The 23,460-nt window shown below is 38.9% G+C and carries 16 protein-coding genes, 2 tRNA genes, 1 rRNA gene and 6 other annotated features (1 of these 25 cut by a window edge); of the genes, 8 read left to right on the top strand and 11 right to left on the bottom strand.

Going from position 1 to position 23,460, the window contains the following annotated elements; genetic code table 11:
* Window positions 1-16 precede the first annotated feature (16 nt).
* The 3 genes from BKP45_RS04485 to BKP45_RS04475 form a co-directional block, all read right to left on the bottom strand.
* Window positions 17-409 carry an ACT domain-containing protein gene (locus tag BKP45_RS04485; RefSeq protein WP_071389048.1) on the bottom strand — a complete coding sequence of 131 codons (393 nt, stop codon included), beginning with the start codon at window positions 407-409 and terminating at the stop codon, window positions 17-19.
* Window positions 410-652: 243 nt separating this feature from the next.
* The gene (gene obgE / locus BKP45_RS04480; protein WP_071388520.1) at window positions 653-1,936 is read right to left on the bottom strand and encodes a GTPase ObgE; all 1,284 of its coding nucleotides are present in this window, start codon (window positions 1,934-1,936) and stop codon (window positions 653-655) included.
* Between the two features lie 30 nt (window positions 1,937-1,966).
* A complete protein-coding gene (locus BKP45_RS04475; protein ID WP_071388519.1) occupies window positions 1,967-2,512 on the bottom strand; it encodes a Spo0B C-terminal domain-containing protein in 546 nt (181 codons plus the stop codon).
* A 523-nt stretch (window positions 2,513-3,035) separates the two neighbouring features.
* On the opposite strand from BKP45_RS04475, the gene BKP45_RS04470 reads away from it, so the two are divergent.
* From BKP45_RS04470 to BKP45_RS04460, 3 genes are all read left to right on the top strand, one after another.
* Complete coding sequence (locus BKP45_RS04470) at window positions 3,036-3,881, top strand: ABC transporter ATP-binding protein (protein ID WP_071388518.1); 846 nt, start codon at window positions 3,036-3,038, stop codon at window positions 3,879-3,881.
* Window positions 3,814-4,584, top strand: a complete 771-nt coding sequence (locus BKP45_RS04465) for an ABC transporter permease (protein WP_071388517.1) — start codon at window positions 3,814-3,816, stop codon at window positions 4,582-4,584. The genes BKP45_RS04470 and BKP45_RS04465 overlap by 68 nt, the downstream gene beginning before the upstream one ends.
* Before the next feature lie 64 nt (window positions 4,585-4,648).
* Window positions 4,649-5,641 carry an aliphatic sulfonate ABC transporter substrate-binding protein gene (locus BKP45_RS04460; RefSeq protein ID WP_071388516.1) on the top strand — a complete coding sequence of 331 codons (993 nt, stop codon included), beginning with the start codon at window positions 4,649-4,651 and terminating at the stop codon, window positions 5,639-5,641.
* 242 nt (window positions 5,642-5,883) lie between these two features.
* Here BKP45_RS04460 and hemY read toward each other — a convergent pair whose 3' ends face one another.
* From hemY to BKP45_RS04420, 8 genes are all read right to left on the bottom strand, one after another.
* Window positions 5,884-7,290, bottom strand: coding sequence for a protoporphyrinogen oxidase (gene hemY / locus BKP45_RS04455; RefSeq protein ID WP_071388515.1), 1,407 nt, complete (start codon window positions 7,288-7,290; stop codon window positions 5,884-5,886).
* Window positions 7,290-8,237 (bottom strand): ferrochelatase, encoded by a 948-nt coding sequence (hemH, locus tag BKP45_RS04450; RefSeq protein WP_071388514.1) that lies wholly within the window; start codon window positions 8,235-8,237, stop codon window positions 7,290-7,292. The genes hemY and hemH overlap by 1 nt, the downstream gene beginning before the upstream one ends.
* A 46-nt stretch (window positions 8,238-8,283) precedes the next feature.
* Window positions 8,284-9,318 carry a uroporphyrinogen decarboxylase gene (hemE, locus tag BKP45_RS04445; RefSeq protein ID WP_071388513.1) on the bottom strand — a complete coding sequence of 345 codons (1,035 nt, stop codon included), beginning with the start codon at window positions 9,316-9,318 and terminating at the stop codon, window positions 8,284-8,286.
* Between the two features lie 402 nt (window positions 9,319-9,720).
* A complete protein-coding gene (locus BKP45_RS04440) occupies window positions 9,721-11,247 on the bottom strand; it encodes a spore germination protein (protein ID WP_071388512.1) in 1,527 nt (508 codons plus the stop codon).
* Between the two features lie 10 nt (window positions 11,248-11,257).
* Window positions 11,258-12,451, bottom strand: coding sequence for a Ger(x)C family spore germination protein (locus BKP45_RS04435; RefSeq protein ID WP_071388511.1), 1,194 nt, complete (start codon window positions 12,449-12,451; stop codon window positions 11,258-11,260).
* A complete protein-coding gene (locus BKP45_RS04430) occupies window positions 12,452-13,573 on the bottom strand; it encodes a GerAB/ArcD/ProY family transporter (protein WP_071388510.1) in 1,122 nt (373 codons plus the stop codon).
* 7 nt (window positions 13,574-13,580) lie between these two features.
* Entirely contained in the window at window positions 13,581-13,778 is a 198-nt protein-coding gene (locus BKP45_RS04425; protein ID WP_071388509.1) for a hypothetical protein, read from the bottom strand.
* A 102-nt stretch (window positions 13,779-13,880) separates the two neighbouring features.
* Entirely contained in the window at window positions 13,881-16,067 is a 2,187-nt protein-coding gene (locus BKP45_RS04420) for a transglycosylase domain-containing protein (RefSeq protein ID WP_071388508.1), read from the bottom strand.
* Between the two features lie 217 nt (window positions 16,068-16,284).
* Here BKP45_RS04420 and BKP45_RS04415 point away from each other — a divergent pair, with 217 nt between their 5' ends.
* The 5 genes from BKP45_RS04415 to BKP45_RS04390 form a co-directional block, all read left to right on the top strand.
* Window positions 16,285-17,016 (top strand): cytochrome c biogenesis CcdA family protein, encoded by a 732-nt coding sequence (locus tag BKP45_RS04415; protein ID WP_084787597.1) that lies wholly within the window; start codon window positions 16,285-16,287, stop codon window positions 17,014-17,016.
* Window positions 17,017-17,443: 427 nt separating this feature from the next.
* Window positions 17,444-18,249: a sequence feature (23S ribosomal RNA rRNA prediction is too short), on the bottom strand.
* Window positions 18,250-18,258: 9 nt separating this feature from the next.
* Window positions 18,259-18,610: a sequence feature (23S ribosomal RNA rRNA prediction is too short), on the bottom strand.
* Between the two features lie 208 nt (window positions 18,611-18,818).
* Window positions 18,819-18,965 (bottom strand) — a sequence feature (23S ribosomal RNA rRNA prediction is too short).
* An 8-nt stretch (window positions 18,966-18,973) separates the two neighbouring features.
* Window positions 18,974-19,576 (bottom strand) — a sequence feature (23S ribosomal RNA rRNA prediction is too short).
* A 13-nt stretch (window positions 19,577-19,589) separates the two neighbouring features.
* Window positions 19,590-20,374, top strand: a sequence feature (most likely nonfunctional fraction of RNA operon).
* Between the two features lie 280 nt (window positions 20,375-20,654).
* Window positions 20,655-20,731, top strand: a tRNA-Ile gene (locus BKP45_RS04400).
* Between the two features lie 14 nt (window positions 20,732-20,745).
* Window positions 20,746-20,821 (top strand) — tRNA-Ala (locus BKP45_RS04395).
* Between the two features lie 493 nt (window positions 20,822-21,314).
* Window positions 21,315-21,447, top strand: a sequence feature (16S ribosomal RNA rRNA prediction is too short).
* 182 nt (window positions 21,448-21,629) lie between these two features.
* Window positions 21,630-21,758 (top strand): hypothetical protein, encoded by a 129-nt coding sequence (locus BKP45_RS23215; RefSeq protein ID WP_281243121.1) that lies wholly within the window; start codon window positions 21,630-21,632, stop codon window positions 21,756-21,758.
* Between the two features lie 446 nt (window positions 21,759-22,204).
* Window positions 22,205-23,460: ribosomal RNA gene (locus tag BKP45_RS04390) — 23S ribosomal RNA — on the top strand; it runs 1,276 nt beyond the window's last position.

The following is a 23,460-nucleotide window of genomic DNA, read 5'->3' as shown; positions in this document are numbered from 1 at the left end:
GTTAACTCCTTTCAATCTATGCTCCTGATCCAATTAATTCTACTTTTTCAACTGCATCAAGTTGCTGAATTTGCTTCACTAAATGATCTATTCCAACAGTCATTGGTGCAGTTTCAATTGTTAAGGTAATAGTTGCACGTCCTTGTAAAGGAATTGTTTGGTTAATTGTTAACACATTTGACCCTGCATTTGCTACAACAGATAAAAGTTTCGATAAAGTACCTGATCTATCCTCAAGATGTATAGAAAGAGTTATTATTTTTTCTTTCACCATTTTGTGAAAAGGAAAAATTCCGTCTTTATATTTATAGTAAGCACTCCTACTTAAATCAACCGCCTGTACAGCTTCATTTATATTTCTAGCTTTACCACTATCTATTAAAGCTTTTGCTTCTAACGTCTTTTGCATCGCTTCAGACAATATATCAGCACGCACAAGATAAAACTCATCACTTTTGTTTGCCAAACAAAACCACCACCTAAAATTCCTATTATTACATTATAAATTTGCAAGATAATTTTGACAACTAAAATCTCAAGAAAAACGCAAGCGCCTTGGTCACGAGCGAAAAGCAACCATATAGGATGTATCCTTCTGTTATATTCGAAATTGACAGGAAAAAGCTACCTAATATAGGCAGCTTTTTTCATGTTATTCAATAAACTCAAACTCAAATTTTAAAATACGGACAATGTCTCCATCCTTTGCACCACGTTCTCGAAGTGATGTATCCACTCCCATACCTCTCATTTGGCGCGCAAAGCGACGTACTGACTCATCCCTTGAGAAATCAGTCATTTTAAATAGCTTTTCTATTTGATCTCCAGAGAGGACATATGCCCCATCGTCATCCCTTGTAATTTTAAATGGTTCTTCCTGCTTTTCATGTCGGTAGATAACCCTACTTTCTGTTTCTTCCTCAATAAGTGGAAACTCTTCTGTAACATCTACCTTATCAGCAATCGCTAATAGTAATTCACGTAATCCTTTTTTCGTTATAGCTGATATAGGAAAAATAGGGATATCTTTATCATTTAAGTTTTCCTTAAAAGCCGCTAAGTTGTCTTCAGCTTCAGGCATGTCCATTTTATTAGCAACAATAATTTGTGGACGTTCAGTTAAACGAAGATTATATTCTTTTAACTCATCATTGATTTTGACATAATCTTCGTAAGGGTCACGTCCCTCTAATCCTGACATATCAATAACGTGAACAATGACTTTTGTACGCTCAATATGTCTTAAAAATTGATGACCTAGACCTACCCCTAAATGGGCACCTTCAATTAAACCAGGTAAATCCGCCATTACAAAGCTACGACCATCTTCAACATCAACAACTCCAAGATTCGGCTTAATTGTAGTAAAGTGGTACTCTGCAATTTTAGGTTTTGCGGCCGAAACAACCGAAAGGAGCGTTGACTTACCCACACTCGGGAATCCCACAAGTCCTACATCAGCGAGAAGTTTTAATTCTAATGTTACATTTCTCTCCTGTCCAGGTTCTCCATTTTCAGCAATTTCCGGGGCTGGATTAGTAGGTGTTGCAAATCGACTATTCCCTCTACCACCACGCCCACCTTTTGCTATAATTGCAGTTTGTCCATGTTTAACCAAATCAGCAATTGTTTGTTTCGTTTCTTCATCTATAACAGTAGTTCCCGGCGGAACCTTGATTACCATGTCTTCAGCATTTTTACCATGCTGACTTTTAGGTCTACCATGCTCCCCACGTTCAGCCTTGAAGTGCCTTTGATAACGGAAGTCCATCAATGTTCTTAATCCTTCTTCAACTTCAAATACAACATTTGCTCCATTTCCACCGTCACCACCAGCCGGACCACCATTAGGAACATATTTTTCACGACGAAAGGCTACCATACCATTCCCTCCGTCGCCACCTTTAACAAATACTGTAACTTTATCTACAAACATCTTTTCACCTCAAAATTTTCTTCTAACATTTCACATTAATTTAAGAACTAGATAAAACTCTTCATTATTTATATAAAATTCCACTAATTCCATTTGTTCATTCCGACTACTTTCATTTTCAACAAATTTCTTTATTGTGTTTACTTCCAATAAAAATCCATGAAAATCAAAATTAATCCTAAGTGAATCCTCATCAAAAACTTCTATTGTTATAAGTAAATGATTTTCAGCAAATTGCTGACAACTAGTATTTAGCAAATTAGCTAAATCAAGAAACCAATGAAGTAACGTTTCCTCAAATGCTTCAAGGTTCTTAGTTGGTCCTAACACCTCAAATTCTAGCTGAAAAAGATTATTTTTTTCCCAATTAAACACTAATAATTCACTTGCTAATTGAGGAATATGTAAATTTGAGAGTTTGCTTTCTTGTTGAGTTTGATTTACGATTTCCTGAATAATTTCTTCAATTCGATCGTATTTTTTTAGCGCAAGATTACCTTTAATTAATTGCACAAAATTGAGCCAATCATGACGAGAATGCCGAAGTATTTGTAAGATGTTCCAATCTTCTTTCATTATTTAACACCTTTTCCCAATTTTTTAATCCTTATTCTTTAACATACTATTTGTTAATAAATAAAGTGTTGATGTATGAGCTGAACTTCAATCACTTACTGCCACTTAAGAATGTAATAAAACAAGAAAAGCTTTGTTGATAAACAAAGCACCATGAAAAAACTTGTTTAATATGATCCTGACAATTTCAATTCTACATTATAGTTTATCATAAAAAATCCCTTTCTCAATCTAATTCTAGACAAACCAGTAATATTTTCCTTATGTCACATACTTTCAAGATATAATTTATTTATCGCTACTTACTTTCAAGTAATACAAAAACCTAATATTTACCTATAATATAAATATTTTCAAATAACAATACTACGGTATTATTATAACCATTTTTCCTATATTTTCCTTATATATTTTTTTTAATACATTTCGTTGACAGTTTCATATATACATCATATACTAAGAGTACTTTAATTCCGACTAAAAATATATGTTTTATGATGTTAATAGGTTTGGAGGTTTTACTATGGATCATGTAATCGTTAAGGACGTTGAAAAAACGTATTTTAATAAAGAAGAAAACACTTCGTTTACCGTATTCAATAATATTAACTTGAAAATTAAAAAAGGAGAGTTCCTCTCTCTTCTTGGACCTTCTGGATGCGGTAAGTCAACATTATTAAATATTATTGCAGGACTTGACAAATCAACAAAAGGGATGGTTCAAGTTGGGTCAAAACCAGTTAATGGACCTGGTCCTGATCGTGGTGTTGTATTCCAAGAAGCAGCACTAATGCCATGGTTAACAGTGTTAGAAAATGTAATGTTTGGTTTAAAGAAAAAAATGAACAAGGAACAAGCAGAAAAGAAAGCACTAGAATATTTAAAACTTGTACATTTAAGTAAATTCGTCAAATCTTACCCACATGAATTATCGGGCGGTATGAAACAACGTGTTTCCATTGCAAGGGCATTAGCAATGGACCCAGAAATTTTATTAATGGATGAGCCATTTGGAGCTTTGGATGAGCAAACTCGCTCAATGCTTCATAAAGAAGTTCAATATATTTGGGAACAAACCGGTAAAACAATTATCTTTGTTACACACAACATTCGTGAGTCTGTACTTTTGTCGGATCGTATCATTTTAATGGGTACGAGACCTGGAGGGATTATTAGTGAGTTTCCAGTAAATATTCCAAGACCACGAAAACCTTCATCACCAGAATTCATAAAGCTAGAAGAAGATATTATGAATTTATTAGCTGGTGAAATCGAGAAAGTTATGAAGGAGGAAATGGGCGATGACTACAACTCTAAAAAGGCTAGTCTTCTTTACAGTTCTAATCGCAATATGGGAGAGCATATATAGGTTAAATTTAAATTTTGAATTTCGTACTACTCGATTTTTCCCCTCACCAAGTGGGGCGATCGAACAATTATATAAAGGATTTTTTGAATCTGGGATTTTAAGTAGTGCTCTAATCACAAGCCTGCAGAGAATTGGGATTGGTTTTACTTTAGCCATAGTCATTGGTGCCGCACTCGGGATTCTACTAGGTCAATCAAAATTAGCAGATGAAACTATAGGTTCATTAGTAATTGCATTACAATCAATTCCAAGTATCGTTTGGCTTCCAATTGCACTTATTCTGTTTGGTTCACAAGGCAACACTGCAATTATCTTTATTATCGTTCTTGGCGGGACTTGGGCTATGACTATGAATATGCGAATGGGAATAAAAAACGTTCAACCATTATTAGTAAGAGCTGCTAGAACCATGGGATATAAGGGTTATGAATTAGTATGGAAAGTTATGATCCCTGCTTCTATCCCTGCCGCTTTGACAGGTGCAAGGCTTGCTTGGGCATTTGGTTGGAGAGCCTTAATGGCAGGTGAACTTTTAGGTCGTGGTGGCTTAGGGCGAACACTATTAGATGCTAGAGACATGTTTAATATGGATTTAGTTATTGCAATTATGGTAATTATTTCTGTTATTGGTTTAATTGTAGAATATTTAATCTTCGCTCCAATGGAGAAAAAAGTTATGACACGTTGGGGTTTAACGAAGTAATATTAAAATTTATGAAAGAAGTTTCATAGAAACATTAAATATCATTAATCTTGGGGGAATAATAATGAAGAAACTATTATCAGTAACGCTGTTTATTTTAGCTGTTGCAATTTTAGCCGCTTGCGGATCAGATAAGTCTAATTCTGTAAGTATTGGTTATTTTCCAAACCTAGATCACGCAGCTGGGATTATCGGAAAAGAGAAAGGCTTTTTTGAAGAAGAATTAGAAGGTAAAGATGTGGCATTTACAAACTTTCCAAATGGAAATGACTTTATTGACGCACTAGATAGTGGATCTATCCAACTAGGATATGTTGGTCCAGGTCCAGCGATTAACTATTTCTTAGCAGGAGGCGATATCGTCGTTTTAGGAGCAGCAGCTAATGGAGCAACATTAATCGTAGCTAGAGAAGATGCAGGAATAGAAACGTTAGAAGATTTCGCTGGAAAATCATTTTGTACACCAGGTAACGGATGCACACATAATGTACAGTTAGAAATTATGCTTCAAGATATGGGATTAACAACAACTAGACGTGGTGGAACTGTCGATCACCAACCACGTGTAAACCCAGCAAATATGATGATTATGTTTGAGCAAGGTGAAATTGATGCTGCAGCAGCTCCAGAGCCATGGGGAACATATTTAGTTGAAGAGTTAGGCGCAAAGGTTATTACCGAATGGAATGATGTATTCTTAGGAGAAACTCTTCCAAGTGTTGTTGTTGTTACAACACCTCAGTTTTTAAACGAAAACCCAGAAGCTGTTGACCAATTTTTACGTGCCCATAAACGTGCTGTTGAATATACACAGGAACACACTGAAGATACACTAGCTACAATTAACGATTCTCTTTATGAGCTATCGCAAACACGACTTCCTGAGTCAGTTTTAGAGAATGCATGGGATAGAATGGTTGTTACAACTGAAACACATGCAGATGCTCTTCAAGCTTGGGCTACGGCTTCATATGAATTAAACTTTATTGATAACGAGCCTAACTTAGATGGTTTCGTAGACACATCAAGACTTGATAAGATATTAGCAGATAACTAAGTCTACTTTATATTCAAAAATTCACAAAAAACGATAGGATGTTTTTATCCTATCGTTTTTCTTCTATAAACAGTAGAACACTTCTTAGAAATCGTCTTTTTTACTAACAACCTATTTCACGAATAACTCTTTTACTTCTTAAACATTTTCATTCCACAAAAGTCACTTACCGCAATTACATTTATCTTTTTATGAAAAAAGCCCTTTTTAGTAAAAGTCTAATTACTAAAAAGGGTATTTTTTCAGATGAGGTGTTTCTTTAATTTCTGAACAACAGCTTCACCTTGGTCAATACAATCCGGTACACCGATACCTTCGTAAGAGCCGCCCGCTACATAGACCCCAGGCAATTGCTTTTGCAATTGCTCTTTTACTTCTTGAATTAATTGTTTATGTCCAACAACATATTGTGTCATTGAATGTTTCCAACGATGAATAATATGAAACTCTGGTTTCTCATCAATTTTCATCGTTTTATTCAGATCAGTTAAAACCGCATCTATTATTTTATCATCTGACCAATCAACAATTGAATCGTTACCAGCTCGCCCTACATAACAGCGTAGTAACGCATAGCCTTCAGGGGTTGAGTGATGCCATTTTTTATGTGTCCATGTACAAGCAGTTATATTATACTCACTTTTCTTTGCAACTACAAAGCCCGTTCCTTCAATATCTTGTTTGATTGCACTTTTAGGAAAAGCCATAGCGACTGTTGCAACAGAGGTAGATGGAATACTAGCTAATGGTTGTAAGAAAGAATAGTCTTTAAAAGCTTGTTCTGTTACATAATGCGGAGTTGCCATCACGACATAGTCAAATAATTCAACTGCTCCACTAGAGAAGGTTAGCTCATACTGCTCACCTTTCTTTACAACTTTTACAATCCCAACACCTTTAACGATCGAATCTTCGTCTAGATGCTTTTCAATTCCATCTACAAATGATTGTAAGCCCCGTTTGAAGGACAAAAACATTCCTTTTGGCTTTTCTCTTGAAACGTTTTTAGGCTTTGGCGGTGTCGCTTTCTTCATTCCCAAAATAAGACTACGATGTTTTTGTTCCACTTGGTGAAATTGCGGAAATGTAGCCATTAAGCTTAATTTGTCGATATCACCTGCGTAAATTCCCGAAAGTAGTGGTTCAATAAGATTATCGACAACTTCATTGCCTAGGCGCTTTCGAAAAAAGCTTCCTAATGACATATCCACATCAGGGTCACTCGCTTTTGGTAAAATTAAATCTCCAGCTGCCCGTAATTTTCCTAGTGGTGAAAATAATTTTGTTGTCGCAAAAGGGGCCATTTGTGTTGGAATACCCATAATTGCCCCGCCTGGCATAGGATAAAGCTTACCATTCACTAGTATAAATGAGCCTCCTGTCCCATTATGAACAAGTTCTTGTTCTAATCCTACTTCTTTTGCAAATCTAGAAGCACTTTGTTTTCTTGCAAGAAAGGAATCTGGGCCCATCTCAATAACAAAGCCATTTCGATAATCTGTAGCGATTTTCCCACCTAACTTTGTAGATTTCTCATAAAGGCGGTATTCACAATCTAAATTATTTGCTAAAATTTCTTTTTGTAAGTAGTACGCAGCTGTTAATCCAGTTATTCCACCGCCGATAATTGCTACTCTCTTTTTACTCATTAGCGCTCACTTTCTTTCTTTGAAAACTTATTCATAACAACATCCGCTAAACAATCAATAAAATTAATGCTATCATTTGGCATTGGTGGACGATAGTATTGAATTCCTAGCTCATTTGTTACTACTTTACATTCAATATCATTGTCATACAAAACTTCTAAGTGGTCAGCAACAAAGCCAACTGGACAATAAATCATTGAAGTATAGCCATTTTGATGATATAAATCTCTCGTTAAGTCTTGAACATCTGGCCCTAACCAGGGATCAGGTGTATTCCCTTCACTTTGCCATCCAATTGTATAATGTTTAATACTAGCTGCTTGAGCAATTAAATCAGCTGTTTCTTGTAGTTGCTTCACGTACGGATCACCATGCTGTAAGATTTTTTCCGGAAGACTATGAGCCGAAAAAATAACAACAGCCTTTTCTTTTTCTTCATTATTCATATTAACAAATATCTCTTTTATTTGAGCTGCCCAATATTGAATAAACTTTGGGTGGCTATACCAACTATCAATACTATAAATCCTTGGCCCGCCCACCTCTTCTGACCGCTCTTTTGCTCGACCATTATATGACTTAACACTAAATGTTGAGTAATGCGGAGCTAAAACTATACTTACCGCCTCTTCAATTCCATCATTTTTCATCTGGTCAACAGCATCCTCAATAAATGGATCAATGTGTTTTAATCCTAAATAAAGCTTAAACTCAACATCTTGATTTAATTCATTTAACCTTTTTTCTAACCCTTTAGCCTGTGAAGCCGTTATTTTAGCTAACGGAGAAATACCTCCTATTGCTTCATATCGTTCAATTAGCTCATCTAGCATTTCCTCCGAAGGTTTTCTTCCACGTCTAATATGTGTATAATAAGGCTCAATTTCCTCAATCTTACGAGGAGTTCCATAAGCCATCACTAGTAAACCTATCTTTTTCTTAGACATTTTATTGCACCTTTCTTTTCATTCTACACCCATAGATACAAAATGATTATTTAGTTGTATATTCATGGACAAAAGCAGTTAATTTACGTAATGTATCAGGGTTCACTTGTGGAAAAACACCGTGGCCAAGATTGAATATAAAGCCACCTTCGTGAGCCATTCCTTGATCTAGAATTTCTTTTGCTTTCGTTTCGATTACATCCCAAGGTGCAAGTAAAATTGCCGGATCTAAATTACCTTGAACAGTTTTTTTGATTCCACGCTCACCGGCTTCTTTAATTGATAATCTCCAATCTAACCCAACTACATCTAACGGAAGGTCGTGCCATTCATTTGCCAGATGACTAGCACCGACACCGAACATAATAAGTGGAACATTCTCTTCTTTTAATGCTGTAAAGATTTTTTGCATAGTAGGTTTAATAAATGTTCGATAATCTTGTACATTTAACGCTCCTACCCATGAATCAAAAATTTGAATGGCTTGTGAACCAGCATGAATTTGTGACTTACAATAAGTAATTGTCATATCTGCTAGTTTATCCATTAATAAAAACCAGCTTTCAGGCTGTGAATACATAAACGCCTTTGTATTATTATAGTTTTTTGAAGGTCCACCTTCAATCATATAGCTTGCAAGTGTAAATGGAGCTCCACCAAATGAAATTAACGGAACTGTTAATTGTTCTCTTAGTAATTTAATTGTGTCTAGTACATAAGCTACATCTGCCTTTGGATTAATAGTTCCCAATTTCTCTACATCGGACATTGTTCGAACAGGGTTGGCAATAACAGGACCAATTCCTGGTTTAATTTCTACGTCTACCCCAATAGCAGGAAGTGGTGTCATAATGTCCTTATAAAGAATTGCAGCATCATTATTATATTGATCTACAGGAAGTTTTGTCACATAAGCACAGAGCTCAGGTTGATGTGTAATTTCAAATAATGAATATTTTTCTTTAATTGCACGGTACTCAGGCTGTGATCTCCCTGCTTGTCTCATATACCATACAGGAACATGTGAAACACTCTCCCCTTTACATGCTTTTAAAAAATTATCATTAAAATTTTTTGTCATTTCGTCCTCACCCTTCTTTTAGGTCTTTTCTTTTATTATGTAAATCACAACACTTAGTAAATATTTTCTTTTGTAAAGTTCTTATATACCTTTTTACTATATACTTTCTTAACAAAGTCTGTATACATTTTCGAACCACTTGTCATAAAACTGATCTTTTTTCCGACTTTTTTAATACGATTACTTTATTTAACTTTACACATTTATAACTTTCGCCCCTCCTAACAGGGCTTTTTGATTTACCTAATTAGTATCTTAACGATAACCAATCATTTTATATGTGATATTTTTAACATTTTGTTTTTATAAAATATAAAGTTCATAAAACTGATAAAATTTCATTAGAAAATATTCCCTTTCGGTATAAAGTGCATCGTATTCCACAACCTGGAATACGATGCACTATAAACCTTTCTTTTGTTGATCTCGTGGCTTCAATTCTGTAGAGCGTTTAGTTAGAACACTTATAGGTGCTCTAATAAGTAAATCTAACCAATCTCCAAACTGGTAGGGAGCAAATGGTGCCGTATAATAAGCACCTAAACTCCGTAAACCAACAAGGTGAATATTAATAAAGATATAAACCATGACAAGTCCATATAATCCAAACACCGCGGCACTTAACATCATGATAAAACGAACTACGCGAAAAGCAATGCTTATGTTGTAGGCTGGAATTGCGAACGAGGCAATTGCAGTTAGGGCAACAACGATAACCATGACCGGACTAACTATCCCCGCTCGAACAGCTGCATCACCGATAACAAGGCCACCAACGATTCCAATCGTTTGTCCAACAGCTCTTGGCAATCGCACTCCCGCTTCACGTAATAACTCAATCGTTACTTCCATAATTATCGCTTCAATAAACGCTGGAAATGGTACCCCTTCCCTAGAAGCAGCAATTGAAATGGCTAATGTAGTCGGAATCATTCCTTGATGAAAGGAAACCATTGCGATATATATAGCCGGAAGAAATATAGCGATTAGGGCGGCAAAATATCGCAGCACCCGAATTAATGACCCGATTTGCCAACGATCATAGTAGTCTTCTGGTGAACGAAATAGCATATGAAGCATAACCGGCGCCATTAATGCAAACGGACTGCCATCGTGAAAAGTGACCACATTTCCATTCATTAACGCTCCAACTATCTTATCAGGTCGTTCTGTTCTAGACATTTGTGGAAAAACAGATAATACATTGTCTTCAATAAATTGTTCTAACGTACCTGTTTCCATAACATTATCGTTGTTGATACAAGAAACTCTGTAACGAATTTCATCAATAAATTTTTCGTTTGCAACTCCTTTAATATACACGATTGCGATATCACTTTTTGCTCTTCTGCCTAATGTTCCAAATTGTACTGTTAAGTTTGGGTCTCGAATTCTTCTACGTATTTGTAGAATGTTCGTATGTAACGATTCAACAAATCCATCTCTAGGTCCACGAACGACGACTTCACTTTCTGGTTCTGCAATACTTCTTTCATTAAATCTTCGGGTTTCAAAAAGAATTAACTCCTTTAAACCATCGATAATCAGCATGGTTTCACCAGAAAGGAACGGAAGCATTGCTTTTTCAAGCGATGTTTCAATCTTTAACTCAGAAAGAGTAATAACTTCATTTTGTAAGTATGGTAGAAACTCTTTTTCATCGTATCGCTCAGGGTCAGTAAAGTAAATCAATGGCCGAATGATATCTTCTTCTATACTGTCAGAATCGCATAATCCATCCACAAAAAAAAGTGTTGCTCTAATTCTTTTACCAATAAGAAAATCCCTTTGAATAATATCATCACTTTCCCCGACGATGTTATTAATAGATTCGACTGTTTTATTAATGTCACCAGTAAATTCAATTTGATATTCTGCTTCCTTCCTTACTTCCGTCGAATGTAACTTTGAAAATAATTTTTTTATCATCGCACTCACCTTATGAAACTTTTTCTTCAGTCATGTAATGTCTGATTTTTACCTTGGCCGAAACGTCAATTGTAGCCTTCGAAAACATACCTCCTTCTCCATCCCAATTATCTTCAATCCCTTTCCAGTAACGATAATTGTTTTGCTTTACCTCCTTAAATAAACCAAAAATGTCAGCGTGAAATTCGGATTGAGTTTTATGAATAATATTTTTGGCTAAATGTTCAATTTGCTCCTTTACCGCTATTTCTAACATTTCATTCATATCTTCACTCAGTTCAATGTCGCCTAGCCAACTTTCACCTAAAAATCCTTCAGTCATAATTTCAATCTTAAAATAATCTTGATCATTTTTTCGTTGATAATTGACGATCGCCCCCATCGTATCAATTTCCAAAACAAACAATTTACCGTCTTTATCAACTTCTAAAATCGCATTAAACGCTTCACCAGTTACTAAGCTATACGCTAAATAATCCATTTCTCCTAACCAACCAACAAGCTCATTCGTCCTTCCTAAAAAAACTCCAGCACCTGCGATTTTAAAATCAATTCCCTCAAATGGAGTTATTCTTGGGAGAATAAAACTTTGCTCATTAATAATATCTATTGCTAAATCACCTATTTTTTTTGGTGGTGGCATCGCATGATTGGCTTTATAATTCTCTTGAACCATCCTTATAGACTTAGCTGGCATAATCTCAAGAGGGAGTTTATGTTGCAAACTTCCATTAGCAGCTCCTTTAGAAATATAGACCAACGCGTTTCTACGCATTTCATGATCTCTTATGTAAAAGTCTATTAGGTGGCCAATCATCGCCCCTGTTTTCAAAAGTTCTTCATTTATGAGGATGACTTTTAAATGCTCATACTTTGGGCGACGACTTCTCCGTGTTGAGATCGTTCGGTTCATTTTGAAATTCGTTCTTCCGACAGAAGTAATATTAAAAAAAGCGTCTTCTGTGGCTCCTCCTTCTTCACTAGTTGCACCTGGAATAACTACTTGGTACGTTGTTTTATATAGGTGACCTGGTGACATACCTGTTTCTTTTTGAAACTGTTCCTTAAAAAGTTCTAAATCTTTTTTTTCTAAAGGATCTAAAGCAACTGCTACTACAAAGCCGACTTCCTCTATTTCTGTTAAATCCCAACAAGAAGTTAACAGTGATAAAACAACAAAGAGAAAAAAAAACTTACGGAGCATTCACATCATCTCGCTTCCCTTTTGTTTTTGACTTTTCTTATTAATGACAACGAACACATAGCCAATGATCAGTGAAATCATCGTGATTGACAGTGCAAAATAAGAAATCCAACCACCAAATGTAAACGTTTCTTGGATTGAATTAGGGATAAAGGAAATCATAAAGGAAAAAAATGTAATGCTGATCGCAATGGTTGAAATCCTTGGTTTCTTGATCAAGACGTCCTTAATTAACCTTGTAGCTAGAAAATGACATATCGCCATTGTATTAAAAATTGTCATAATCCAAACGGTTATTAGTAGCGGTTCCATACGTTCAATAATGCCTTGGACAATTTCTAATTCCTGTGATAAAGTTACTAGCGGAAAAACAACGACTTCCGTTCCAACAACTGTTAGCACACTATATGAAATAGTAACAACTAACATATAAAAAATCGTTACAACCGCAATTCCTCCATTTATAGGAATGGCTTTAATATCTTTTAACTTCATAAATGCAATAAAAAAAAATAAAATTTCAATTCCTGCATAAGAAAGAACAGTATCCGAAACTCCTAATAAAACTGGTTGGATACCCTCTGCTACAATAGGTCGTAAGTGATCCAATTGTCCCTCACCCATACTAAACATAAGAATAAGGAATATCATGGACAATACAATAGGTAAGAACATTAAATTTAAATGAACAATACCTTGAAGTCCTTTCGTAACTGCATAAGTAGTGGCTAAAAAAACGACAGCTGCAGTAATATCCGCAGGTGTTTCAGGTAGTAAAAACATTCGAATAACAATGGTTAATATTCTAGCTTCATAAGACAACAAAGCCAAAAAATGCACAATAAACAGAAGTGTAAGTAACTGTCCAATCCATTTTCCATTCGGGCACTGACTAACAAAGGTAAAAAGTGTTTCACCAGGAAAATGCCGATGAAGCCGAGCGATAAAATAAATTAAAACCATTGTCAATAAGGCACCGATAATAACAGATATCCATCCATCTGGTGTTCCTACTGACGTTGCTAAAGCACGCGGTAAAGTTAAGATACCAACTCCGATAATCATACTAATGAGCGTTACCGACATTTCTATTTTTGAAATTTGATAGTTATTTGGATCCATAGTTCACCTACTTTGCACCATTTCCTTCTTGAAACGCTTTTCTTTGCTTTTGATTCTTTTCTTCCATCCAAGGTAATTTAACCTTTTCAACTAACCAATTTGTTACTGAGCGTGTAATAAACATGACAATACAAAGCGCAACAGCTGTCCAGAAAATCCCTCGATGAGGTAAAAAGCCTAATATTCGATCTATTAAATCGTTCATCTCTATCTCCTCAAACTACTTTTATCATAATAGTATTTTTCACCTTACTTCCTAAAATATGTATATGATATCTACATAACAAAACTCCGTAGGTAACCAAACCTACGGAGTTTTATTTATCTCTTGAATATTGCTGTCTTCGAAACCTACTAATGAAAAACTTACTTTCGCCTGGTTTGAAGGCAAACCTTCAATATTTGTTTGAGGATTATACGCCTTTACAACATAATCATTTAATGAAAATAAATTAATTCCACGAACAAAATACTCACCACTGCCTTCAACTTGTCCGACCTTTATTAATTCCCCGCTACGATTAACTTCATAAATATGGTAATAAAGTCTTTTATCATCTGACGTTGACCATTGTAAATGTACAGTTAAACCTAGCCCTTTAAAAGAAAGAGAAGCATGTAAATCATCAATCTCTACGAGACGAACCGGCGACTCTAACTCAATTACATGATCAGGTTTTGTAAATGCTAATAAGTTCTTATCAACCTCTGCTTCATTAACAATTTCTTTAAATAATTTTGTTGGATATGAACTTCCTACAGTTAGATGGTGGTCAAGATCCGTTCGATCAAACCCCATCCATAATGATCCAACTACACTAGGAGTAAAGCCTACGAACCAAGCATCTCTAGCCGCTCCTTCTATTCCAACAAAAGAAGTTGTTCCTGTTTTTCCAGCTAAAGCTACATCGATATGACCGAGACGTGCAGTACCATCTGTTACAACTGCTTCCAACATTCTAGTCATATACCAAGCCGTTTGAGTAGACAACACTTGGCGTTCATCCTTATTAACGTCTACTATTTTTTCACCATTACGATCATATAGTTCTAAAATAAAATAAGGCTCTATCATGTTACCTTCACTTGCAAAAGGACGATAAGCAGTCGCTAATTCAAGTGGTGTTAACCCTTCAGACATTCCTCCTAAAGCAAGTGCCAAACCTTTTTCTTCAATAGAGATACCAAATTCCTTTAAATAACCCTTTCCCTCTTCAATCGTTAATTCATTTAACAGCCAAACAGCCGGCGCATTAGCTGAACTAACCAAAGCATCGTACATAGTAATCTCACCATCATAGTAGTTACTATAATTTCGTGGTTGATACCCAGCATAATCTATTAATTCATCTTTCAGAAGCGAATACGGCTCATAAAGCCCTGACTCTAAAGCCGGACTGTAAACAATTAGAGGCTTAATCGTTGAGCCAGGCTGTCTTTTAACATTTACTCGATTTATCCCTTTTCTTACATAATCCCTACCACCTAGGGCTACAGTGACTCCTCCTGTTTCATTGTCTAAAAGTACAAAGGCAGCTTCAACCTTTTGATTAGGACCATCCTTTGGGAAATATGTTTCATCTAAAAACAGATCATAAGTCTTGTTTTGAAGATGAGTATCCATCGGTACAACGATCGTATAACCCCCACGTAAGATCTCAGCATTTGATAATTGGTAAAGCGATTCTGCCTCTTCTAATACCATATCAACGTATGTTAAATAAGCAGGATTTTCAGAAATTTTATTGAAATCTACATTTATAGAACGTCTTTGTAAAGTAACGGCATCTTCGGCGGATATATAACCTCTTCGTTCCATAACACTTAATGTAAGGTTTCTCCTTTGTTTACTTAATTCCAAATTATTAAAAGGAGAATACGTATTTGGGGCCTTGGGCAAACTTGCTAACAACGCTCCTTCATCGACCGTAAGCTCACTTACATCTTTATTAAAATAAAGGTTTGCAGCAGCTTGTATCCCATAAGCCCCGTGTCCGAAGTAAATTCTATTTAAATACATCTCTAGAATTTCCTGTTTACTATAACGTCGCTCTAAATTTATAGCTATTACTACTTCTTTTGTTTTTCTCATCAATGTTTTTTCATTCGATAAAAACGTATTCTTTACTAATTGCTGTGTAATTGTGCTTCCACCTTCAACTTTCGCTCGAGCAATCATGTCTCGATACAAAGCTCTACCAATTGCACGAAAATCAATACCACGATGATCGTAAAATCTAGCATCTTCAACAGCTACAAAGGCCTCTTGTACATGATTTGGCACAGTTGAAATTGGTACAATTTCACGATTTTCAACAAAAAGTTTTGTTATTATTTCCCCATCTTCATTGACTAAGGTCGTTGCAGCATCCATAACAAGTTTTTTATTATCGATAGCATAGTTTCCTAACAGGATAATAGTAATATAGATAGAGAAACTTAAAATAAACATAAACGAAAATAGAGTAATACCAATTACAAGGCTTTTACGCATAAAAGACCTCCTTTCTAGAGCTCATATTGATCTCATAGATGTATAATCTAATATTAACGCACATTCGACATATAGTGAACTTTTACGACTTTCTTTTCTATACGAACAAAGGTATCATAAAGTTACAAGTTGTTTTTTATATTCCATGAAAATTACTTGATAAACTCATACCTTAAGTTGTTTTTAGTACTCCATAATAAATTAAGAGGTGTTTTGATTGATCATTACAGAATTTACATTTATTTCGATTTGGCTAGCATTATTAGCTGGAATTGTCTCTTTTTTATCACCTTGTATTTTCCCATTAGTTCCTGCATACTTGGCTCAGCTAACCGGAACGTCCATTTCTGATAATCAACTTCATGCAGACCGAAAGTTAATTATTTCTAGAAGTCTAGGCTTTATTATTGGATTTACCATTATCTTTCTACTATTAGGTGCCTCAAGTACCGCTTTCGGACAACTGTTCATGAGAAATAGGGAATTACTAGAGAAAATTGGTGGCATAGTTATCGTTGTCTTAGGTTTACAAATGCTTGGTTTATTTTCTATAAAAATGTTAATGAGTGAAAAAAAGCTTCAAACAAAACCGAAGAAGTCAATGAGTTTTTTAGGTTCAGTGGGGTTTGGGTTTGTATTTGGTGCTGGCTGGTCCCCTTGCATCGGACTGGTCCTATCTTCTATTCTTATTTTAGCTGCTCAAAGCGGAACAATGGCATCAGGGATGTTTTTATTATTCGTGTACTCTATCGGGCTTGGTATTCCGTTTCTGCTAGTGGCTCTCCTTTACTCACGATCACTAAATAAGATTAGAAGAATGAATAAGTATTTACCAATGATTCAAAAGACTAGTGGTATTGTTATGATTATTCTTGGTATTCTTTTATATACTGGGTTATTTGCTCGTATTTCTGGATGGTTAGCTCAATATATTCCATTTAACTTTTAATGCACAGTTTTTTATTTATCGCTGAAAAATACTAGATAATTTCTCGCATACCACTTTCTTATTAAACTGAAAGTAAATAACCGAAAATTTTTTCTTAACTGAGTGAATTTCACAATTACAAAAAACGCGCTACACAAATCTATATCTAGTTACGAACGCTACAACGAAACTAGATATAGTATTTCAGTAGCAATAATGATGGATTATGAAATTCATTAAACTGTAAACAGAGCTAGCTAAAGGTAAAATGGACCCTGTAAAATAGACAGTTTAAAAAAAGAGGCTTGTCCTTGAATTTTTTTACTGACTCTGTTTTGCAGGGTCTTTTTTTTGTTATAGTTTAATTATTCAAACAGGTGAGGTTGTAAAATGGGGAAAAACAAATTTTCAGAAGAACAACAAAATCAACTACGGTCCAATCCTTTGATCGAGAAAGTAAGTGAAACAAATATTTCTTACACAAAAGAATTTAAAGAACGTTTTTATCAGGAGCTTAGATGCTTTCAGCACTTATCCCTTCCATACGTAGCTACCCAGCTATGCTCCTGGCGGAACAACTGGTACACCAGCGGTATGTCCATCCCGGTCCTCTCGTACTAAGGACAGCTCCTCTCAAATTTCCTACGCCCGCGACGGATAGGGACCGAACTGTCTCACGACGTTCTGAACCCAGCTCGCGTACCGCTTTAATGGGCGAACAGCCCAACCCTTGGGACCTACTTCAGCCCCAGGATGCGATGAGCCGACATCGAGGTGCCAAACCTCCCCGTCGATGTGGACTCTTGGGGGAGATAAGCCTGTTATCCCCAGGGTAGCTTTTATCCGTTGAGCGATGGCCCTTCCATGCGGAACCACCGGATCACTAAGCCCGACTTTCGTCCCTGCTCGACTTGTAGGTCTCGCAGTCAAGCTCCCTTTTGCCTTTGCACTCTACGAATGATTTCCAACCATTCTGAGGGAACCTTTGGGCGCCTCCGTTACTGTTTAGGAGGCGACCGCCCCAGTCAAACTGCCCACCTGACACTGTCCCCGAACCGGATCACGGTCCTAGGTTAGAATTTCAATACAGTCAGGGTAGTATCCCACCGACGCCTCCACCGAAGCTGGCGCTCCGGGTTCTCAGGCTCCTACCTATCCTGTACAAACTGTACCAAAATCCAATATCAAGCTACAGTAAAGCTCCATGGGGTCTTTCCGTCCTGTCGCGGGTAACCTGCATCTTCACAGGTAATATAATTTCACCGGGTCTCTCGTTGAGACAGTATCCAAATCGTTACACCATTCGTGCGGGTCGGAACTTACCCGACAAGGAATTTCGCTACCTTAGGACCGTTATAGTTACGGCCGCCGTTTACTGGGGCTTCAATTCAGAGCTTCTCCTTACGGATAACCCCTCCTCTTAACCTTCCAGCACCGGGCAGGTGTCAGCCCCTATACTTCGCCTTGCGGCTTCGCAGAGACCTGTGTTTTTGCTAAACAGTCGCTTGGATCTATTCACTGCGGCTCTCTCGGGCTTTAACACCCTATCAGAGCACCCCTTCTCCCGAAGTTACGGGGTCATTTTGCCGAGTTCCTTAACGAGAGTTCTCCCGAGCGTCTTAGAATTCTCTTCTCGCCTACCTGTGTCGGTTTGCGGTACGGGCACCTCTCACCTCGCTAGAGGCTTTTCTTGGCAGTGTAGGATCAGGAACTTCGCTACTTAAATTTCGCTCGCCATCACAGCTCAGCCTTCGCGAGAAGCGGATTTGCCTACTTCTCAGCCTAACTGCTTGGACGCACATATCCATCAGTGCGCTTACCCTACCTTTCTGCGTCCCCCCATTCTTAGATGCTTTCAGCACTTATCCCTTCCATACGTAGCTACCCAGCTATGCTCCTGGCGGAACAACTGGTACACCAGCGGTATGTCCATCCCGGTCCTCTCGTACTAAGGACAGCTCCTCTCAAATTTCCTACGCCCGCGACGGATAGGGACCGAACTGTCTCACGACGTTCTGAACCCAGCTCGCGTACCGCTTTAATGGGCGAACAGCCCAACCCTTGGGACCTACTTCAGCCCCAGGATGCGATGAGCCGACATCGAGGTGCCAAACCTCCCCGTCGATGTGGACTCTTGGGGGAGATAAGCCTGTTATCCCCAGGGTAGCTTTTATCCGTTGAGCGATGGCCCTTCCATGCGGAACCACCGGATCACTAAGCCCGACTTTCGTCCCTGCTCGACTTGTAGGTCTCGCAGTCAAGCTCCCTTTTGCCTTTGCACTCTACGAATGATTTCCAACCATTCTGAGGGAACCTTTGGGCGCCTCCGTTACTGTTTAGGAGGCGACCGCCCCAGTCAAACTGCCCACCTGACACTGTCCCCGAACCGGATCACGGTCCTAGGTTAGAATTTCAATACAGTCAGGGTAGTATCCCACCGACGCCTCCACCGAAGCTGGCGCTCCGGGTTCTCAGGCTCCTACCTATCCTGTACAAACTGTACCAAAATCCAATATCAAGCTACAGTAAAGCTCCATGGGGTCTTTCCGTCCTGTCGCGGGTAACCTGCATCTTCACAGGTAATATAATTTCACCGGGTCTCTCGTTGAGACAGTATCCAAATCGTTACACCATTCGTGCGGGTCGGAACTTACCCGACAAGGAATTTCGCTACCTTAGGACCGTTATAGTTACGGCCGCCGTTTACTGGGGCTTCAATTCAGAGCTTCTCCTTACGGATAACCCCTCCTCTTAACCTTCCAGCACCGGGCAGGTGTCAGCCCCTATACTTCGCCTTGCGGCTTCGCAGAGACCTGTGTTTTTGCTAAACAGTCGCTTGGATCTATTCACTGCGGCTCTCTCGGGCTTTAACACCCTATCAGAGCACCCCTTCTCCCGAAGTTACGGGGTCATTTTGCCGAGTTCCTTAACGAGAGTTCTCCCGAGCGTCTTAGAATTCTCTTCTCGCCTACCTGTGTCGGTTTGCGGTACGGGCACCTCTCACCTCGCTAGAGGCTTTTCTTGGCAGTGTAGGATCAGGAACTTCGCTACTTAAATTTCGCTCGCCATCACAGCTCAGCCTTCGCGAGAAGCGGATTTGCCTACTTCTCAGCCTAACTGCTTGGACGCACATATCCATCAGTGCGCTTACCCTACCTTTCTGCGTCCCCCCATTTACATGAAGCCGGAATTGCTAGTAATCGCGGATCAGCATGCCGCGGTGAATACGTTCCCGGGCCTTGTACACACCGCCCGTCACACCACGAGAGTTTGTAACACCCGAAGTCGGTGGGGTAACCTTTTGGAGCCAGCCGCCTAAGGTGGGACAGATGATTGGGGTGAAGTCGTAACAAGGTAGCCGTATCGGAAGGTGCGGCTGGATCACCTCCTTTCTATGGAGTATAACTCTAGTCGATGCTTTTCTTAGGGAAAAGTACCGCTTGTGCTTTTGTGTTCAGTTTTGGAAGAATAACCTTCCAGATTATATTGTTTACTGATCTGAATTTAGACCGTGCGTTTACGTCTACAAGTGTAGTTGCAATAAGCTTCATCGACGTAAAGTTGCATGTAATCAATTCACAGAAGTATCTCATGATGCTTTTAAAGTCAGTAGCTTTTTTGAGAGAAAAATCTCATGGTAAAGCAAAAAAACTCTGTATGGGCCTATAGCTCAGCTGGTTAGAGCGCACGCCTGATAAGCGTGAGGTCGGTGGTTCGAGTCCACTTAGGCCCACCATACAATTAAGTTTAGGGGCCTTAGCTCAGCTGGGAGAGCGCCTGCCTTGCACGCAGGAGGTCAGCGGTTCGATCCCGCTAGGCTCCACCAAAGAAGTTATTGACATCATTAATCAAATGGTGTTATATTTATCAAGTCGCCTTTTTGGTGCGGAATCGTTCTTTGAAAACTAGATAACAACTAATACATTTAAGTTTTACCGGAAGTCATTATGACTTTGAGTAAATCTTGAGTAGTCAAGAATTCAATTCGACGAAAAATCCTTTTGAAAAAACAGGTATTTTTTCGGAAGAAGCAAGGAGGTCGAGGCGGCGAGCTTTCGAGCAGCGGAGTGTATGTTTAAGGATACATGAGCAGCGCAGAAAAGCGAAGCCAACGAAGAGATCCGCAGCTTATTACGGAAAAATTAGGTTAAGTTAGAAAGGGCGCACGGTGAATGCCTTGGCACTAGGGGAGTTGTAAGTAAACTTTGATCCGCGATATGCCTCGGGGAGTTGTAAGTAAACTTTGATCCCATGAAGCCGGAATTGCTAGTAATCGCGGATCAGCATGCCGCGGTGAATACGTTCCCGGGCCTTGTACACACCGCCCGTCACACCACGAGAGTTTGTAACACCCGAAGTCGGTGGGGTAACCTTTTGGAGCCAGCCGCCTAAGGTGGGACAGATGATTGGGGTGAAGTCGTAACAAGGTAGCCGTATCGGAAGGTGCGGCTGGATCACCTCCTTTCTATGGAGTTAAAACTCTAGTCGATGCTTTTCTTTAGAGAAAAGTACGCTGACGCTGTGTTTCAGTTTTGAAGGAATAATCCTTCAATTAAATAATTAATAGAGGTAATTTAGAAGCAAGAAGTTCGAGGAAATGACTGAGGAAATCACCGGAGTGTGCTTATGGGCACATGAGGATGATTAACGAAGGAACTGACGAAGAAATTCGCCGCTTATCAATTACCAGAGGCAAATTAGAAGCGAGTAGTTCGAGGAAACAAGCGAGGCAATCGCCAGAGTGTACATTTAAGGGTACATGAGGACGATTGGGGAGCGCAGTTGACGAAGAAATACGAAGTTTATCATTTGCCGAATCGTTCTTTGAAAACTAGATAACAACAATACATTTAAGTTTTACCGGAAGTCATTATGACTTTGAGTAAATCTTGAGTAGTCAAGAATTCAATTCGACGAAAAATCCTTTTGAAAAAACAGGTATTTTTTTGAGAGAAGCGAGTAGTTCGAGGAAGCAACTGAGGAAATCACCGGAGTGTGCTTAAAGGCACATGAGTATGATTACCGAAGGAAGCTGACGAAGAAATGCGAAGCTTATCACGGAAAAATGTAATTTTTGAGAGAAACGAGAAGATCGAGGCGCCAAGCTTTTGAGTAGCGGAGTGTATTTTAAGGATACATGAGCAACGNAAAAAGCGCAGGCAACGAAGATATTCGAAGTTTATCGCAAAAATTTAGGTTAAGTTAGAAAGGGCGCACGGTGAATGCCTTGGCACTAGGAGCCGACGAAGGACGCGACGAACAGCGATATGCCTCGGGGAGTTGTAAGTAAACTTTGATCCGGGGATTTCCGAATGGGGGAACCCACCATCCGTAATGGGATGGTATCCATATCTGAATACATAGGGTATGAGAAGGNAGACCTGGGGAACTGAAACATCTAAGTACCCAGAGGAAGAGAAAGAAATATTCGATTACCTGAGAACAGCGATATGCCTCGGGGAGTTGTAAGTAAACTTTGATCCGGGGATTTCCGAATGGGGGAACCCACCATCCGTAATGGGATGGTATCCATATCTGAATACATAGGGTATGAGAAGGCAGACCTGGGGAACTGAAACATCTAAGTACCCAGAGGAAGAGAAAGAAATATTCGATTACCTGAGTAGCGGCGAGCGAAACGGTAACAGCCCAAACCAAGGGGCTTGCCCCTTGGGGTTGTAGGACACTCTANACGGAGTTACAAAGAAACGAAGTAGACGAAGCGATCTGGAAAGGTCCGCGAAACAAGGTAACAGCCCTGTAATCGAAACTTCGTTTCCTCCAGAGTGTATCCTGAGTACGGCGGGACACGTGAAACCCCGTCGGAATCCGGGAGGACCATCTCCCAAGGCTAAATACTTCCTAGTGACCGATAGTGAACCAGTACCGTGAGGGAAAGGTGAAAAGCACCCCGGGAGGGGAGTGAAAGAGATCCTGAAACCGTGTGCCTACAAGTAGTNGAAGTAGACGAAGCGATCTGGAAAGGTCCGCGAAACAAGGTAACAGCCCTGTAATCGAAACTTCGTTTCCTCCAGAGTGTATCCTGAGTACGGCGGGACACGTGAAACCCCGTCGGAATCCGGGAGGACCATCTCCCAAGGCTAAATACTTCCTAGTGACCGATAGTGAACCAGTACCGTGAGGGAAAGGTGAAAAGCACCCCGGGAGGGGAGTGAAAGAGATCCTGAAACCGTGTGCCTACAAGTAGTTGGAGCTCGTTTATGAGTGACAGCGTGCCTTTTGTAGAATGAACCGGCGAGTTACGATTACGTGCAAGGTTAAGCTGATGAGGCGGAGCCGCAGCGAAAGCGAGTCTGAATAGGGCGAATGAGTACGTGGTCGTAGACCCGAAACCGTGTGATCTACCCATGTCCAGGGTGAAGTTCAGGTAACACTGAATGGAGGCCCGAACCCACGCACGTTGAAAAGTGCGGGGATGAGGTGTGGGTAGGGGTGAAATGCCAA

This window comes from Anaerobacillus alkalidiazotrophicus, from assembly GCF_001866055.1.
The sequence above is the reverse complement of the archived record's forward strand: the minus strand, read 5'-3'. Positions and strand labels throughout refer to the sequence as shown.